This is a genomic window from Proteus sp. NMG38-2 (genome assembly GCF_020640995.1).
GTDB lineage: Bacteria > Pseudomonadota > Gammaproteobacteria > Enterobacterales > Enterobacteriaceae > Proteus.
Window position 1 is genome coordinate 244,240 of sequence record NZ_CP085481.1, and the last position, 15,672, is coordinate 259,911.

Genomic DNA, 15,672 nt, shown 5'->3' on the forward strand with positions numbered 1-15,672 from the left:
ATAAAACAACAAAATAAGGAAAACATAGAATGGCTAAGGGGCAATCTTTGCAAGATCCTTTCCTGAACGCATTACGTCGTGAAAGGGTTCCCGTTTCTATCTATTTGGTAAACGGTATTAAATTGCAGGGTCAGATCGAATCTTTTGACCAATTTGTTATTTTGCTGAAAAACACAGTAAGCCAGATGGTATATAAACATGCTATCTCTACCGTGGTACCTTCGCGTCCTGTTTCTCATCATAGCAACACAGGTACGAATCAAACTGGTACAGGTTATAGCGGTAGCGCTACTCAGCAGGATGATGTTGCAGAATAATTATCCATTATTATTCTTGATATAAGAAAAACATAGGTAGGGAGACTTTACCTATGTTTTTTCCTGTTTTTATAAAGTCCAAGAGGTTTCGCCTTTGTTTGATCGTTATGAAGGTGGCGAACTCGCCGTCTTAGTGCACGTCTTCTTTTCTCAGGAAAAGGATGTTGATGATTTGCAAGAATTTGAATCCTTGGTGACATCTGCGGGTGTTAAGCCAGTTCAGATTATTACAGGAAATCGTAAAGCGCCTCATCCCAAATATTATGTGGGTGAAGGTAAGGCAGAAGAAATTGCCGAGGCTGTAAAAGCAAGTGGTGCAGATGTTGTTTTATTTAATCATGCACTGACACCGGCACAAGAACGAAATCTGGAAAGACTTTGTGAATGCCGTGTTGTTGATCGCACGGGAGTTATCCTTGATATTTTTGCTCAAAGAGCAAGAACTCATGAAGGAAAGCTACAGGTAGAACTCGCCCAGTTACGTCACTTATCAACTCGTTTAGTCAGAGGGTGGACTCACCTTGAAAGACAAAAAGGGGGGATTGGGTTACGAGGACCAGGTGAAACTCAGCTAGAAACGGACCGCCGCTTACTCCGAGGTAAAATTAGTCAAATTCTAATGCGATTGGGTAGGGTTGAGCGTCAGCGTGAACAAGGAAGACAAGCGCGGAGTAAAGCTGATATTCCAACATTATCCCTTGTTGGTTACACGAATGCAGGAAAATCGAGTTTATTTAATCATATTACCTGTTCTGATGTGTATGCGGCAGATCAGTTGTTTGCAACATTGGATCCTACATTAAGACGTATTCAAGTTGATGATGTGGGAACGGTTGTATTGGCTGATACCGTTGGATTTATTCGACATTTACCTCATGATCTTGTTGCTGCTTTTAAAGCGACTTTGCAAGAAACACGAGAAGCAACCTTACTTCTTCATGTTATTGATGCAGCAGATAGTCGTTTTGAGGAGAATATTCATGCAGTTGAAAGTGTATTAGAAGAGATAGATGCTCAAGAAATACCAACACTGCATGTCATGAACAAAATTGATCTTCTTGAAGACTTCACACCAAGAATTGATCGAAATGAAGAAAACTTACCCGTTAGGGTTTGGGTTTCAGCACAAACAGGCGAAGGTATTCCTCTGTTATATCAGGCGTTGACAGAACGTCTTTCAGGTGAGATCGCACACTTTGAATTACGTTTACCGCCAGAAGATACAGGGCGCTTGCGTAGTCGTTTTTATCAATTACAGTCAATAGAGCGTGAATGGATTGAAAAAGACGGTAAAGTTGGGCTAATCATACGTATGCCTATGGTAGACTGGCATCGCCTTTGCAAGCAGGAACCCAATTTATTGGATTACGTGGTCTGATATTCGGCCATAAAAAAGAACATTAACTGAGAGCTGGCGACGAAATCGGCTCTTAAGCCTGATAAATCTAATCATAATAATGGAGCTAGAACATGGCGTGGAATCAGCCCGGTAACAACGGACAAGACCGCGACCCGTGGGGTAACCGTAACAGCGGCAATAATAATGGCGATGGTAACGGTAACTCCAACGGCAATCAAGGAGGTCGGAATCGTGGAGCATCAGATCTCGATGATATGTTCCGTAAACTGAGTGAAAAACTTGGTGGTTTCGGCGGTAAAAAAGGTGGAAACTCCTCTTCTGGGCAAAATGGCGGGCCTCGTGGTAATGCTGGAAATCTTTTGATTTCTCTTGCATTAGGTGCGGTTGTCGTAGTTTGGGCTGCAAGTGGTTTTTATACCATTAAAGAAGCAGAACAGGGTGTCGTGACGCGTTTTGGTAAATTTTACCAAATCGTTGAACCCGGTCTGAACTGGAAACCGACTTTTGTTGATGAAGTTCAGCCTGTTAACGTGAAAACTATCCGTGATTTAACCACGGGTGGCATGATGTTAACGTCAGATGAAAATATGGTTCAAGTTGAGATAAACGTACAGTACGTTGTCTCTGATCCAGAAACATTTCTGTTTAACCTCACAACACCTATTAACAGTTTAGGTCAAGCAACTGACAGTGCTGTACGTGGTGTTATTGGTCGTTCAGAAATGGAAAAAATTCTGACTTCAAACCGTTCAGAAATTCGTGACCAGACGCGTCAAGAATTAGAAGAGACTATCCGCCCTTATAATATGGGTATCTCTATTGTGGACGTCAACTTCCAAGTTGCGCGCCCACCAGAAGCTGTAAAAGCAGCATTCGATGACGTAATTGCGGCTCGTGAAGAAGAACAAAAAACAATTCGTCAAGCTGAGGCTTATAAAAACGAAGTGTTACCGTTAGCTAAAGGTAACGCACAACGTATGATTGAAGAAGCAACAGCGTATAAAACCAGTGTGGTGATGAGAGCAGAGGGTGAGGTAGCTAGCTTTGCTAAAATCTTACCTGAGTATCGTGCAGCTCCTGAAATTACTCGCGAGCGTCTTTACATTGAAACGATGGAAAAAGTGCTATCGAAAACACGTAAAATTATTGCAAATGATAAAGGTAACAGCATGTTAGTGCTACCTTTAGAGCAAATGCTACGTCAGCCATCTCAATCGGGAGCATCAAATACCCTTGAGGCGTCGGCTCGTATGCCCGCACCAGCTCCAACTGTAAATCCAACACCGACACAAAAACCAGCAACAACGACTTATGGTAATGGTGGATATGGTAGTAATAATGGCGGTTATGGTCAGCCTTACGGCAATAATCAAGGAGGACAATAATCATGCGTAAAGTTATCGCTGTTGTTGCAGTTATTATTTTAGCGTTGTTGTACTCCTCTGTATTTGTCGTTCAACAATATGAGCGTGGTATCATTTTACGCTTTGCGAAAGTTGTGCGTGATGCTGAAAATAAACCTGTTGTTTATGAGCCAGGTATTCATTTTAAAATTCCATTCATTGAGAATGTGAAAAAACTGGATGCGCGTATTCAAACTATGAATATCCAGCAAGACCGTTTCTTATCAGGTGAGAACAAAGACTTATTAGTCGATTCTTATCTAAAATGGCGTATCAGTGATTTCAGTACTTACTATCTGGCAACAGGTGGTGGTAATACAACGCAAGCTGAAACTTTACTACGTCGTAAATTCAGTGACCGTTTACGTTCTGAAATTGGTCGTATGAGCGTAAACCAAATTATTACGGATTCTCGTGGTCGTTTAACCATTGATGTTCGTAATGCACTGAATGAAGGTACACCTTCTCGTGATACAAGTGCTGCTGATGATGCTATTGCTATTGCAGCGAAGAAAGTAGCTGAAGAAACTAAAGGCCAAGCTCCTGCTATCAATATGAACAGTATGGCAGCATTAGGTATTGAAGTGATTGACGTTCGAATCAAGCAAATCAACCTACCTATGGAAGTTTCTGAGGCGATTTATCAGCGTATGCGTGCAGAACGTGAAGCAGTTGCTCGTCGTCACCGTTCACAAGGTCAAGAGCAAGCGGTGAAAATTCGTGCAGCGGCGGATAAGACAGTAACAGAAACATTAGCTGAATCTGAGCGTGAATCTTTACGTCTTCGTGGTGAAGGTGATGCACAAGCAACAAAACTGTTTGCTGATGCATTCAACCAAGATCCTGACTTCTATGCTTTCATTCGTAGCTTACGTGCTTATGAGAAGAGCTTTAATCAAGACGGCAATGACGTCATGGTGTTAAGCCCAGATAGCGATTTCTTACGCTATATGAAAGCACCAACCAAAGCGCGTGCGATTGAAGAGTAATTAAAACGCGTTAGATTGACTGAATAAATAATAAAAACCCTCCACCTTAATAAGTGGGGGATTTTTTTTGATATCAATAAGATAAAAAGAATTACTTAGTAGCAAAATAAATAATTGTGCTTATTAAGATGAAAAATTATCCTTAATGGTTTCCAAAATGGCTTTAGCTGGGATAGTATAAAGTGAAAATTGCATTTCAAGATAAACCTTCGGCAATTCCGAAGCGTCTTCTTCGCCATTTTCACTTTTATGTCACTCTGCTTCCTATTTTTGCGATCAAAACTGTTGATGAAAGTCACAATATGTTTGTGGTGCGGATTTTTCGGGCAAAAATATTGACAATGGCAAGATAATCTATTGCTTAAAAGCGGGGATGACATAATTAGATAAAATCTACTGTAACTCTTGATTTGAGATGGTAGAATCCTTTTTTAAGCAACCGAGTGTATTTTGAAATGAGTAATAACGTTGTCGTATTGGGCACCCAGTGGGGTGACGAAGGCAAAGGCAAGATAGTCGATTTGCTGACAGAACGCGCTAAGTATGTTGTTCGCTACCAAGGTGGCCATAACGCGGGTCACACTCTAGTCATCGACGGTGAAAAAACCGTTCTTCATTTAATCCCATCAGGCATTCTCCGTGAAAATGTTGTTAGCATCATAGCAAACGGTGTCGTTTTATCACCAGAAGCGCTGATGAAGGAAATGACCCAACTTGAAGATCGTGGCATTCCTGTTCGCTCTCGTTTACTTCTGTCTGAAGCTTGCCCATTAATCCTTCCTTATCATATCGCATTAGATAATGCGCGTGAGAAAGCGCGTGGCGAGAAAGCTATCGGTACAACAGGTCGCGGTATTGGCCCTGCTTACGAAGATAAAGTTGCTCGTCGTGGTTTACGTGTTGGCGATCTGTTTGATAAAAAAGCATTTGCACAAAAACTCAAAGAAATCATCGAATACCATAACTTCCAACTGGTTAACTACTACAAAGTTGAACCTGTTGATTACCAAAAAACCTTAGACGATATCATGGCAATCGCTGATATTCTGACAGGTATGGTTGTTGATGTTTCTGACTTACTGTACAAAGCAACACAAAACGGTGAGTTAGTGATGTTTGAAGGTGCACAAGGTACTTTATTAGACATCGACCATGGTACTTATCCATATGTAACCTCTTCAAACACCACCGCTGGTGGCGTGGCAACAGGCTCAGGTTTAGGCCCTCGCTATGTTGGCTACGTATTAGGGATCATCAAAGCGTATTCTACTCGTGTCGGTGCAGGTCCATTCCCAACTGAACTGTTTGATGAAGTGGGTGACTTCCTGCGTGAGAAAGGCCAAGAATTTGGTGCAACCACTGGTCGTAGCCGTCGTACTGGTTGGTTAGATATCGTTGCTATTCGTCGCGCTGTTCAAATCAACTCACTGTCTGGCTTCTGCATGACTAAGCTGGATGTATTAGATGGTCTGAAAGAAGTGAAATTGTGCGTAGGCTATCGTTTACCAAACGGTGAAGTGATTGATACTACACCTTTAGCTGCTGATGATTGGGAAGGTATCGAGCCTATCTATGAATCAATGCCGGGTTGGAACGAAACGACATTTGGTGTGAAAGATCACGCCCAATTGCCACAAGCAGCACTAAACTACATCAAACGTGTAGAAGAGTTAACTGGTGTTCCTGTTGATATCGTTTCTACAGGCCCAGATCGCTCAGAGACTATTATTCTCCGTCATCCATTTGATGCTTAATTCGCATTAAATAGGCTTGATGTGAAAATCGTCCCTGAAAATGACAGGGGCGATTTTTTCGTATCTGTTTGTAGGTGAATTAAAGATAAAAATGCGCGTTACATAATAAGATAAGACAGCTTTACACTCGGTTTTGCTTCTGTTTTATCTGTAACGAGTAAAAACAATAAGACAATGTTATTGTTGTAATGCCAGAAATAGAAAAGCGATCTGTTGAAAATCGACAGTATCGCTTTTTCTTTGCCTGTGATGTCGCTATTATTTTGTTAGTAGTCAAGTGAGAGACGGAAATAACTCACTTTTGAGCATATCTTTGCTAAATGTCCAAAAATTAAACATAATATTGCTTAATAAAATGATATTCTCATTACTAATTACTTATCCCTAAACAACTTTAATAGGGAAAACCACTTTTCAGAGGTCATTGTGCAATTAACCAGTTTTACAGATTATGGATTGCGAGCATTGATATATATGGCTTCATTGCCAGAAGGCAAAATGACGAGCATCACAGAAGTGACGCAAGTTTATGGTGTCTCACGTAATCATATGGTGAAAATTATTAATCAACTGAGCCATTTGGGGTTTGTTGAGGCTATTCGCGGTAAAAATGGAGGGATCCGTTTAGGCAAGCCTGCTGCAGACATCATTGTCGGTGATGTTGTCCGTGCTTTAGAGCCACTTTCATTAGTAAACTGTAGTGCTGAGTTTTGCCACATTACCCCAGCTTGTCGATTAAAACTGGTGTTAAATCAGGCGATTGAGCAGTTTTTGAAAGAGTTAGACCGTCACACACTCGCAGAGCTAGTTGAAAACAATAGCTCCTTATATAAATTGTTATTAGAAGATGTTTGAGTCTACTATTTCATCAAATCTGATAGCTTGGAGGTCATAATGTCAAAAGATCCTTTTCAAGATAGAGAAGCAGAGAAATACGCCTCTCCAATTGCTAGTCGCGAATATATTTTAGAAGAAATGAAAAAGCGCACGGCCCCTATGAGTCGTGAAGATTTAGCGCAGGCGTTAAAAATTTCTGGAGAAGAAGACCTAGAAGCGTTACGTCGTCGTTTAAGAGCGATGGAGCGTGATGGGCAGTTAGTTTTTACTCGCCGCCAATGTTATGCGTTACCTGAGCGTCTTGATTTATGGAAAGGTAAGGTAATCGGTCACCGTGATGGTTATGGTTTTTTACGCGCAGAAGGTCAAAAAGATGATCTTTACCTTTCACAAGATGAAATGAAAAAAACCATGCATGGTGACGTTATTTTAGCCCAACCTTTAGGTATGGATAGAAAAGGTCGTCGTGAAGGTCGCGTAGTGCGTGTTATTGAACCAAGAAATAACCAAATTGTTGGTCGCTATTTTATTGAATCTGGTATGGGGTTTGTTGTACCGGATGATAGCCGCTTAAGTTTTGATATTCTTATCCCTAAAGAAGATATCATGGGTGCGCGTATGGGTAATGTGGTGGTGGTTGAAGTCACAACAAGACCAACTCGACGCACACAAGCAGTAGGCCGTATTGTTGAAATTTTAGGTGAAACCATGGGAACTGGTATTGCGGTAGAAATCGCATTACGTACTCATGAAATCCCTTATACATGGCCTGCAAAAGTGACAAAAGAAGTTGCTGATTTAAAAGAAGAAGTGCCTGAGTCAGCTAAAGAAGGACGTGTTGATTTACGTGACTTACCTTTAATTACTATTGACGGTGAAGATGCGCGAGACTTTGATGACGCTGTTTATTGTCAACGTAAAAAAGGTGGCGGTTGGCGTTTATGGGTTGCGATTGCCGATGTTAGCTATTATGTACGCCCACAAACAGCGTTAGATACAGAAGCACGTAGCCGAGGAAACTCCGTTTATTTCCCTTCTCAAGTTGTACCGATGTTGCCAGAAGTTCTGTCTAATGGATTGTGTTCATTAAATCCACAAGTTGACCGTCTATGTATGGTCTGTGAGATGACTGTTTCTGAGCAAGGACGTCTTTCTTCTTATCGATTCTATGAAGCGGTGATGAGTTCTCATGCTCGAATGACCTACACCAAAGTGTGGAAGATCATTCAAGGTGATGAAGAACTACGTGAACACTATAAGCCTATCGTTAAGGATATTGAGCATCTGTATGAGTTATACCAAGCGTTAGATAAAGCACGCGAACAGCGCGGTGCAATTGGTTTCGAATCAGAAGAAGCGAAGTTTATCTTTAATGCTGAGCGTCGTATTGAGCGTATTGAACCGGTTGTTCGTAATGATGCACACAAATTGATTGAAGAGTGCATGATCTTAGCGAATATCGCTGCAGCTCGTTTTGTTGAGAAGAATGAAGAGCCTGCGTTATACCGTATTCATGATAAACCAAAAGAAGAAAGCGTACTGAATTTACGTTCTGTCTTTAATGAATTAGGTTTAACGCTACCTGGTGGCTTGACACCAGAGCCAGCAGATTATGCGCGTGTCATGAAAGAGGTTGAAGACAGGCCTGATCGTGAAATGCTACAAACTATGATTTTGCGTTCCATGAAACAGGCGATTTACGATCCTGAAAACCGTGGACACTTTGGTTTAGCACTGAAGTCTTATGCACACTTTACCTCACCAATTCGTCGTTATCCTGATTTAGCCTTGCATCGTGCAATTAAATATCAGATTGCGAAGGAAGAAGGCCACGGTTCACAACGTTGGACACCGACAGGTGGTTACCATAGTGATATGGATACCATGTTGCAATTAGGTGAGCACTGTTCTTTAACGGAGCGCCGTGCTGATGAAGCAACAAGAGATGTGGCTGATTGGCTGAAATGTGACTTTATGCTGGATCAAATTGGTCAACAATTTACCGGTATTATCACCAGTGTAACGGGCTTTGGTTTCTTTGTTCGCTTAAACGATCTGTTTATCGATGGTTTAGTGCATGTTTCTACATTAAATAATGATTACTATCAATACGATAACGTTGGGCAGCGTTTAATTGGTGAGTCTTCAGGACAAGTCTATCGCCTTGGTGATGAAGTTGAAGTTAAAGTTGAAGCAGTCAGTATGGATGAACGTACTATCGATTTTTCCTTAATTTCAACAACACGCACAGCGCGTAACCCGGGTAAAACAGCACGAGTTCGCGGGTTAAAGGGCGAAAAAGACAAGAAAAACGCAAGTTCTAGTAAGTCTCGACGTCGTGATGCAAGCAAAGATAAAAACTTTGAGCCAGATAGCGCCTTTAAAAAAGGAAAATCAGCTAAAGGCAATGCAAACAAAGACAGAGCTGTAAAAGACCAAGTTGCTAAAGATAAAGCAAGTAGTAAACGCAAGAAAGCATCATCACAAACCAAAAAGATAGAAGCAAAACTTAAAGCTAAACGCGCAGCCAAACGCGATAACGCATAACGTTTTATTCTTCTGGTTCTTTTTTAAAAGGCGGAGACTCCGCCTTTTATCTGTTTTGTGCCTTTTATTTTTTAATGAGTAAGCACCGCTATGAGCGAAGAAATTATTTATGGTATTCACGCAGTAAAAGCATTGCTTGAGCGTGATCCTGCACGTTTTAAAGAAGTTTATGTATTAAAAGGGCGTGAAGATCGCCGTTTAACTCCCGTCATCCACGAATTAGAAGCCCAAGGGATTTTAGTTCAAGTGGCTAATCGTCAATGGTTAGATACTCAAACGGAAGGTGCTGTTCACCAAGGTATCATTGCAAAAGTGAAACCTGGTCGTCAGTACCAAGAACAAGATTTACCCGATTTATTAGCTAAAGTCGGTACACCTTTCTTATTAGTGCTAGATGGTGTAACAGATCCGCATAATTTAGGTGCATGTTTACGTAGCGCAGATGCTGCTGGTGTACACGCTGTTATCGTCCCTAAAGATCGTTCCGCACAATTAAATGCTACAGCGAAAAAAGTTGCGTGTGGTGCAGCGGAAAGTGTTCCTTTGATTAAAGTGACTAACCTTGCTCGTACATTGCGCTTTTTGCAAGAAGAGAACGTTTGGATTGTCGGCACAGCAGGGGAAGCAGACCATACTTTATATCAAAGCAAACTTACCGGTCCTATGGCTTTGGTGATGGGCGCTGAAGGTGAAGGAATGCGCCGTTTAACGCGTGAGCATTGTGATGAACTTATCAGTATCCCAATGGCGGGTACAGTGTCTTCGCTCAACGTTTCTGTTGCAACAGGTGTTTGCTTATTTGAAGCAATGCGCCAGCGTATTATTGTGAAATAATCGCTTAATTTATTTTATTCTCGATACTCCCTTGAGTTTTATTGACCGCGGGGGTATAGTTACGCGTCAATTTTTTCAGTCACAACTTAAACAAGTTCCTTGCCTCCATGGGTGGTGACTGACCCTGACAGGAGGCTGATAAATCCGTAAGGAGCAATATCAAATGCGTCATTACGAAATCGTTTTTATGGTTCATCCTGACCAGAGCGAACAAGTTCCGGGCATGATCGAGCGTTATAAAACCGCTATCACTAATGCAAATGGTCAGATCCACCGTCTAGAAGACTGGGGTCGTCGTCAATTAGCTTATCCAATCAACAAACTGCACAAAGCACACTACGTTCTGATGAACGTTGAAGCTCCGCAAGAAGTGATTGATGAACTGGAAACTACTTTCCGTTTCAACGATGCCGTTCTCCGCAACATGATCATGCGTACTAAACACGCAGTAACTGAAGCTTCTCCAATGGTTAAAGCAAAAGACGAACGCCGTCGTGATATCGCTGATGACCTCGATGAAGAAGATGAAGTTGATGATGTAGCAGAGGATTCTGAAGAGTAATTAGTGCTGTGACGGCTAATAATCATTTAGTGCTAACTGGCACAGTGTGCAAAGCATTAATACGAAAAGTTAGCCCCGCCGGGATCCCGCACTGTCAATTTGTTATTGAACATCGTTCAATGCAAGAAGAGGCGGGATTAAAAAGACAATCATGGTGTCGAATGCCCATTATTGCTAGCGGGAAAGCGTTACAAGCAATTACTCACAGTATAACGGTCGGCAGCCAAATCACCGTTTCAGGATTCATTAGTAGCCATCAGGCGCGAAATGGATTGTTTAAATTGGTGCTTCATGCCGAGCAGATTGAATTGATAGATTCTGGAGACTAGCCATATGGCACGTTATTTCCGTCGTCGTAAGTTCTGCCGTTTCACAGCAGAAGGCGTACAAGAGATCGATTATAAAGATATCGCTACGCTGAAAAACTATATCACTGAGAGTGGTAAAATTGTACCAAGTCGTATCACCGGTACTCGTGCAAAATACCAGCGTCAGCTGGCTCGTGCTATCAAGCGCGCACGCTACCTGTCTTTATTACCTTATACTGATCGTCATCAGTAATAGGTATATAGTCCATTAATGACTTGTAGAGGATAAGGTAATGCAAATTATTCTGCTTGATAAAGTAGCGAATCTGGGTAGCCTGGGTGATCAGGTTAACGTAAAATCGGGCTATGCTCGTAACTATTTAATCCCACAGGGTAAAGCTGTTTCTGCGACTAAGAAAAACATCGAGTTTTTCGAAGCGCGTCGTGCTGAGTTAGAAGCTAAATTAGCTGAAACTTTAGCAGCAGCTGAAGCTCGTGCAGCGAAGATCAATGCACTGGGTTCTGTCACTATCAGCTCTAAAGCGGGTGACGAAGGTAAACTGTTTGGTTCAATCGGTACTCGTGACATCGCTGATGCAGTAACTGCAGCTGGCGTTGAAATGTGTAAGAGCGAAGTTCGCCTGCCAAATGGCGTTCTGCGTACTACTGGTGACCACGAAGTTCACTTCCAAGTTCACAGTGACGTATTCGCTGAACTGAATGTTATCATCGTTGCTGAATAATCTTTGATTAAACAGTTAATGTTGATAAAAAAAACGCCAGCTTAGCTGGCGTTTTTTTTTGAATAAATTTAATCTTCTTACCACTATTTCTATGGTGTGCGGTAATAACTTCCATCACTTAAACGTGTGTAAGTAATGACAGTACCTGCGCTGTTTGTCACTTCCAGCATACTGATATCACCTTGTGGATTGCGTTGTAATCGAATTTCCTGCCCTGAACGCAGTTGGCTCAATGATTTTTGTTGATCTTCAGATTTTGCCATAGAAAAAGCATCATTTACTGGAAGTTGATTATCTCTAAAGAGCTGCGCTAAGGTTTGTCCTTCTTTAATGGTATATGTTTGCCATTTTTGTGAGGATGTTGAAGCGGATCCTTGTGGTTGTGTTGTTTGATCAACACCTTCATCTATATTGTTTGTCGTTGAATTCTCACTAGGAAGTCCCGTTCCTTGATCAGCATCTAAGCTATCTTGTGCTTGAGGGATCGGTGCTTGATAAATTGGATCTTCGTTAGTGACTGATGGTGCAATGGGCACAGGAAGATCTTGTGTCGATGATGACGGTTGAGGTGGCTCACCGTTATTTTCACTTGTTGGCCAAAAAAATACGACCAACAAAACCACGGCAATAACCAGTATTGCTCGACGATGTAAGCCAGGGAATTTGCCCATATTCACCTCATTATTGATCTGTGAATCAGTATTATGAATTGCTGTAACATCTTTTTTATTCCTTGTAGCCATACTAGCACGAACCATGATCCTAACCTGCTCCCTGAATTCTTTTCAGAATTATCTATTCGCTCTAACCATTAATGTTCTTCATTTCCTTGATGGTTAACTAAAAATAGCTTTATACGTTGATAAGCATTTTTATCGGTTTCTATGGTTAAGGCTTGTGTTAATTCACCATAAAGATCATGAGGCAATAATGTATCAGACCAAGTTGAAAGAACATTCAGCGCCATATTTCTATCACGCAATGTCGGGCTACGTAACTGCCGTTTGATGAGTGACCAGCCGATACCGGGAAAACCACCAAGATCTTGCATAATGTATTCAACGGCATGATGAGGCTGATATTCAGAGTCAGTAGTTATTAATGGATCATCTGTGCTACCTAATTGTGTTAATGCAATTTGTTGTTCTGCAAGTTTGACTACCCTTTCTATTTTATGAGAAGCATCTGTTTGCATTAACTGATGCCACCAGTCTGCATTGGGATTATCTTTTTGCAGTGAAAAAAGCAATTCCCAGATATCAAGACGAAGAGATTTTGCTACCAAACTTGCTTGGTAATTTTTTGAGCGAGAGGGGTGTTGTAATGCTTCAATAATGAGTGTTGACCACTCTGGTTTTTGAATAATATTTTGTGAAACAGACATAATTTGCTGTTGGATATGGTCATCCCATCCTAAAGTTTCGAGTAATAACCAATCCTCACCACTATTTTGTACAAAATCAGCGATTTCACAAACGCAATGAAGCAATTTTAGCTCTTTTGGTGGCAGTGCATCGACCTGTGAAATAAATGCTTTGCAAACTTGAACACCCTCAATGTAATCATAAATATCTTTTGCTGGGCCGCCATTAAGCAATGAACGCAATAAATCACTACAACCCAGTAGCAGTGTGTTATCTAAAGGATGCGTATGGAGCATCTCTAATAGTTTGCCTTTCGTTACACAGTCATAGGCGACATATTCTGTCATTACATTATTTTTATAACCTTCAGTGAGTAACCAATAACGGTTATTTACCGAAAGTGCTGTTGGCAGATATTCAATAAATTGAATACGTCCCCAACCCTTAGTACGTTGACCAAGTGGATATAAAAAAGGCTCAAATTCTTCACAGGAAAGGCGTTGTTTTAGTGAACGAATAGCATAGAGTGTAAATTCAGGATGAAGAGCAAACAATAAAAGCAAACGTTGAGAAGTATTATCACGAAATGATCTTAACAACCCTAAAGCGATTTTAACGGGATTCTTATCAGGGCTCAGTTTTAAGATCCATAAGATCAACTGAAAATAGATCTCATTTTTAAACAATGCTTCATCTTGTTCTATTTGCTCGATCAACTGGGAAAGATAAGTTATTGGGGCGAGTTTATCCTGACAGGCTATTGCATAAAAAGAAGTGATATGATCTTTATCGGGTAACAGCACAACATGTTTGATTGCGTTATAGAGTGATAGGACAAATTCCTCACATGATTGCTGCGAAGGTTGCTGTTCGATCGCGCGACCTATCCGTTGATGCAGAATAATGCCTTCACGAGCGCCAGCTGACCAACTAAAAGGAATAGATTCATTATTTGATTTTTCTTTTAAGTGGCTTTCTGACAATAGATTTAATTCATCAGGTAAAGGCTCATCGCCTATTTCATAAGGAATTAACAGTGAAAAAAGCGAAGGAGTAGAAGTAGGAAAAACATTAGGAAAGTCTATATTAAGATCAATAGACAGAGGTGACTTACTGAAAAGCTTATCGCGCCAATTAGTCATAATATGTCCTATTTGTTTTGCCGTCTTAGTATAACTCTAGCGGAAAATAGATAAACTGGATAAAAAAAGGCCAGAAAACCCACTTATATCACTTAAAAAGTCACACCTAAAACAGCCTCCTTTTTTCTAAGATTGAAAACAGATTAAAAAAAACTAGTCAAGGAAATTAAAAAGCGCTACATTACTGCAATTCAATATTGTTATATTATAACATTACAAGCACGAGTTGGAGTTTTATATGAAACCAGGTATTCATCCTCAATATCGAACAGTGATTTTCCATGACACTAGTGCAGATGCTTATTTTAAAGTGGGTTCGACCATCCAAACGGAAAAAACAATAGAGTATGAAGGGCAAACATATCCTTATGTAACACTAGATGTTTCCTCTCAATCACACCCATTTTATACCGGTAAACAAAAGACGCATTCTCAAGAAGGTAATGTGGCACGCTTTAATAAACGTTTTGGTCAATTTATTAAGTAAGGAAGAAAAAATGCAGGTATTAAGTTCGTTGAAAAGCGCTAAACAACGCCATCCAGATTGCAAAGTGGTGCGTCGCCGTGGTCGTCTTTATGTAATTTGTAAGTCAAATCCACGTTTTAAAGCCGTTCAGGGGTAAGATTATGCAAAAACCAGTCCTTTCTTGTGTTTTAATTATGGGGCTATTGGGTAGTGCAATGTCAGTTTTAGCACATGGGCACCATCATGAAAAAGTACAAACACAAGCTCAACGAGATGCCGCTAATGGAATTTTTGAAGGTAAGGATGTTCTTGATCGCCAACTCAGTGATTGGGATGGTGTATGGCAATCTGTAGAGCCTTATCTTCTCAGCGGTGAATTAGATGAGGTGTTGCAAAAGAAAGCGGAAACAAAAAAAGATAAAACGGTTGAAGAGTACCGAGCTTACTATACACAAGGCTATAAAACTGATGTGGATATGATTGGTATTGAAAACAATATCATTGAGTTCCACCGTGGAGAGAAAGTCGATAGCTGTGAATATCACTATGATGGTTATCGTATTCTGTATTATGAGTCGGGTAAAAAAGGGGTACGTTATCTTTTCCGCTGTGATGATGCCAAAAGCCAAGCGCCCAAATTTATTCAATTTAGCGACCACATTATTGCACCAGAGAAAGCAGGGCACTTCCATTTATATATGGGCAATACATCGCAAGATGAATTACTTAAAGAATTAAGTAATTGGCCAACATATTACCCTTATTCGATGAAAGCAGATGATATTGTTCACGAAATGCTTTATCACTGATTTAAGTGGAATAAATAGAAAATAAAGTAATAAAAATCTTTAGCAAAGGAGTGCTAGATTTTTTTTAATTAATTATTTGATATAAAAAGAACAATAAAAGAATTCATGTGAAAGCCATTTGATTAGTAACTATACTTATGTTTATTTGGTGATAAAATAAATTATATCAAATTAAGTTTCTTCATTTTTATTATCTAATATATGTAATTAATTATTGATTAATTTTTTTAAAAGGAA

General features: G+C 40.4%; 18 protein-coding genes. 16 read left to right on the forward strand and 2 right to left on the reverse strand.

Annotation, left to right across the window (positions count from 1 at the left end; all coding sequences use genetic code 11):
• The first annotated feature begins 29 nt into the window (after nucleotides 1–29).
• The 13 genes from hfq to rplI all read left to right on the forward strand — a co-directional run bounded on the left by hfq (nucleotide 30) and on the right by rplI (nucleotide 11,654).
• Nucleotides 30–317, forward strand: coding sequence for an RNA chaperone Hfq (gene hfq / locus LG402_RS01230; protein ID WP_072069604.1), 288 nt, complete (start codon nucleotides 30–32; stop codon nucleotides 315–317).
• 94 nt (nucleotides 318–411) lie between these two features.
• Nucleotides 412–1,695: a ribosome rescue GTPase HflX gene (gene hflX / locus LG402_RS01235; protein ID WP_109408475.1), complete on the forward strand. Its 1,284-nt coding sequence runs from the start codon at nucleotides 412–414 to the stop codon at nucleotides 1,693–1,695.
• Nucleotides 1,696–1,787: 92 nt separating this feature from the next.
• Nucleotides 1,788–3,062, forward strand: coding sequence for an FtsH protease activity modulator HflK (gene hflK / locus LG402_RS01240; RefSeq protein WP_166540281.1), 1,275 nt, complete (start codon nucleotides 1,788–1,790; stop codon nucleotides 3,060–3,062).
• Nucleotides 3,063–3,064: 2 nt separating this feature from the next.
• Complete coding sequence (gene hflC, locus LG402_RS01245; RefSeq protein WP_166540282.1) at nucleotides 3,065–4,069, forward strand: protease modulator HflC; 1,005 nt, start codon at nucleotides 3,065–3,067, stop codon at nucleotides 4,067–4,069.
• 182 nt (nucleotides 4,070–4,251) lie between these two features.
• Nucleotides 4,252–4,422 carry a hypothetical protein gene (locus LG402_RS01250; RefSeq protein ID WP_164525857.1) on the forward strand — a complete coding sequence of 57 codons (171 nt, stop codon included), beginning with the start codon at nucleotides 4,252–4,254 and terminating at the stop codon, nucleotides 4,420–4,422.
• A gap of 102 nt (nucleotides 4,423–4,524) precedes the next feature.
• Nucleotides 4,525–5,823: an adenylosuccinate synthase gene (locus LG402_RS01255; protein WP_109408525.1), complete on the forward strand. Its 1,299-nt coding sequence runs from the start codon at nucleotides 4,525–4,527 to the stop codon at nucleotides 5,821–5,823.
• Nucleotides 5,824–6,249: 426 nt separating this feature from the next.
• The gene (nsrR, locus tag LG402_RS01260; protein WP_166540283.1) at nucleotides 6,250–6,678 is read left to right on the forward strand and encodes a nitric oxide-sensing transcriptional repressor NsrR; all 429 of its coding nucleotides are present in this window, start codon (nucleotides 6,250–6,252) and stop codon (nucleotides 6,676–6,678) included.
• 39 nt (nucleotides 6,679–6,717) lie between these two features.
• Nucleotides 6,718–9,207 carry a ribonuclease R gene (gene rnr / locus LG402_RS01265; RefSeq protein WP_166540284.1) on the forward strand — a complete coding sequence of 830 codons (2,490 nt, stop codon included), beginning with the start codon at nucleotides 6,718–6,720 and terminating at the stop codon, nucleotides 9,205–9,207.
• A gap of 90 nt (nucleotides 9,208–9,297) precedes the next feature.
• Complete coding sequence (gene rlmB, locus LG402_RS01270; protein ID WP_166540285.1) at nucleotides 9,298–10,041, forward strand: 23S rRNA (guanosine(2251)-2'-O)-methyltransferase RlmB; 744 nt, start codon at nucleotides 9,298–9,300, stop codon at nucleotides 10,039–10,041.
• Nucleotides 10,042–10,204: 163 nt separating this feature from the next.
• On the forward strand, nucleotides 10,205–10,603 hold the full coding sequence (gene rpsF, locus LG402_RS01275; RefSeq protein ID WP_072069598.1) for a 30S ribosomal protein S6: 399 nt from the start codon (nucleotides 10,205–10,207) through the stop codon (nucleotides 10,601–10,603).
• An 8-nt stretch (nucleotides 10,604–10,611) separates the two neighbouring features.
• On the forward strand, nucleotides 10,612–10,932 hold the full coding sequence (priB, locus tag LG402_RS01280; RefSeq protein WP_166540286.1) for a primosomal replication protein N: 321 nt from the start codon (nucleotides 10,612–10,614) through the stop codon (nucleotides 10,930–10,932).
• 4 nt (nucleotides 10,933–10,936) lie between these two features.
• A complete protein-coding gene (gene rpsR / locus LG402_RS01285) occupies nucleotides 10,937–11,164 on the forward strand; it encodes a 30S ribosomal protein S18 (RefSeq protein WP_000135199.1) in 228 nt (75 codons plus the stop codon).
• 40 nt (nucleotides 11,165–11,204) lie between these two features.
• Nucleotides 11,205–11,654, forward strand: a complete 450-nt coding sequence (rplI, locus tag LG402_RS01290) for a 50S ribosomal protein L9 (RefSeq protein ID WP_023583606.1) — start codon at nucleotides 11,205–11,207, stop codon at nucleotides 11,652–11,654.
• Nucleotides 11,655–11,743: 89 nt separating this feature from the next.
• On the opposite strand, the gene LG402_RS01295 is transcribed toward rplI, so the two are convergent.
• Both LG402_RS01295 and LG402_RS01300 read right to left on the reverse strand, forming a co-directional pair.
• Nucleotides 11,744–12,412 carry a LysM-like peptidoglycan-binding domain-containing protein gene (locus LG402_RS01295; protein ID WP_227336300.1) on the reverse strand — a complete coding sequence of 223 codons (669 nt, stop codon included), beginning with the start codon at nucleotides 12,410–12,412 and terminating at the stop codon, nucleotides 11,744–11,746.
• Nucleotides 12,413–12,465: 53 nt separating this feature from the next.
• Nucleotides 12,466–14,160 carry a hypothetical protein gene (locus LG402_RS01300; protein WP_109408481.1) on the reverse strand — a complete coding sequence of 565 codons (1,695 nt, stop codon included), beginning with the start codon at nucleotides 14,158–14,160 and terminating at the stop codon, nucleotides 12,466–12,468.
• Nucleotides 14,161–14,398: 238 nt separating this feature from the next.
• Between LG402_RS01300 and LG402_RS01305 the strand changes: the two genes are divergently transcribed.
• From LG402_RS01305 to zinT, 3 genes are read left to right on the forward strand one after another with little or no spacing between them, the layout of a single operon-like run.
• On the forward strand, nucleotides 14,399–14,647 hold the full coding sequence (locus tag LG402_RS01305) for a type B 50S ribosomal protein L31 (RefSeq protein WP_099076377.1): 249 nt from the start codon (nucleotides 14,399–14,401) through the stop codon (nucleotides 14,645–14,647).
• Between the two features lie 10 nt (nucleotides 14,648–14,657).
• Nucleotides 14,658–14,783, forward strand: coding sequence for a type B 50S ribosomal protein L36 (gene ykgO / locus LG402_RS01310; RefSeq protein WP_006535739.1), 126 nt, complete (start codon nucleotides 14,658–14,660; stop codon nucleotides 14,781–14,783).
• Between the two features lie 4 nt (nucleotides 14,784–14,787).
• Nucleotides 14,788–15,435 carry a metal-binding protein ZinT gene (gene zinT, locus LG402_RS01315; RefSeq protein WP_088493998.1) on the forward strand — a complete coding sequence of 216 codons (648 nt, stop codon included), beginning with the start codon at nucleotides 14,788–14,790 and terminating at the stop codon, nucleotides 15,433–15,435.
• The last annotated feature ends 237 nt before the right edge of the window (nucleotides 15,436–15,672 follow it).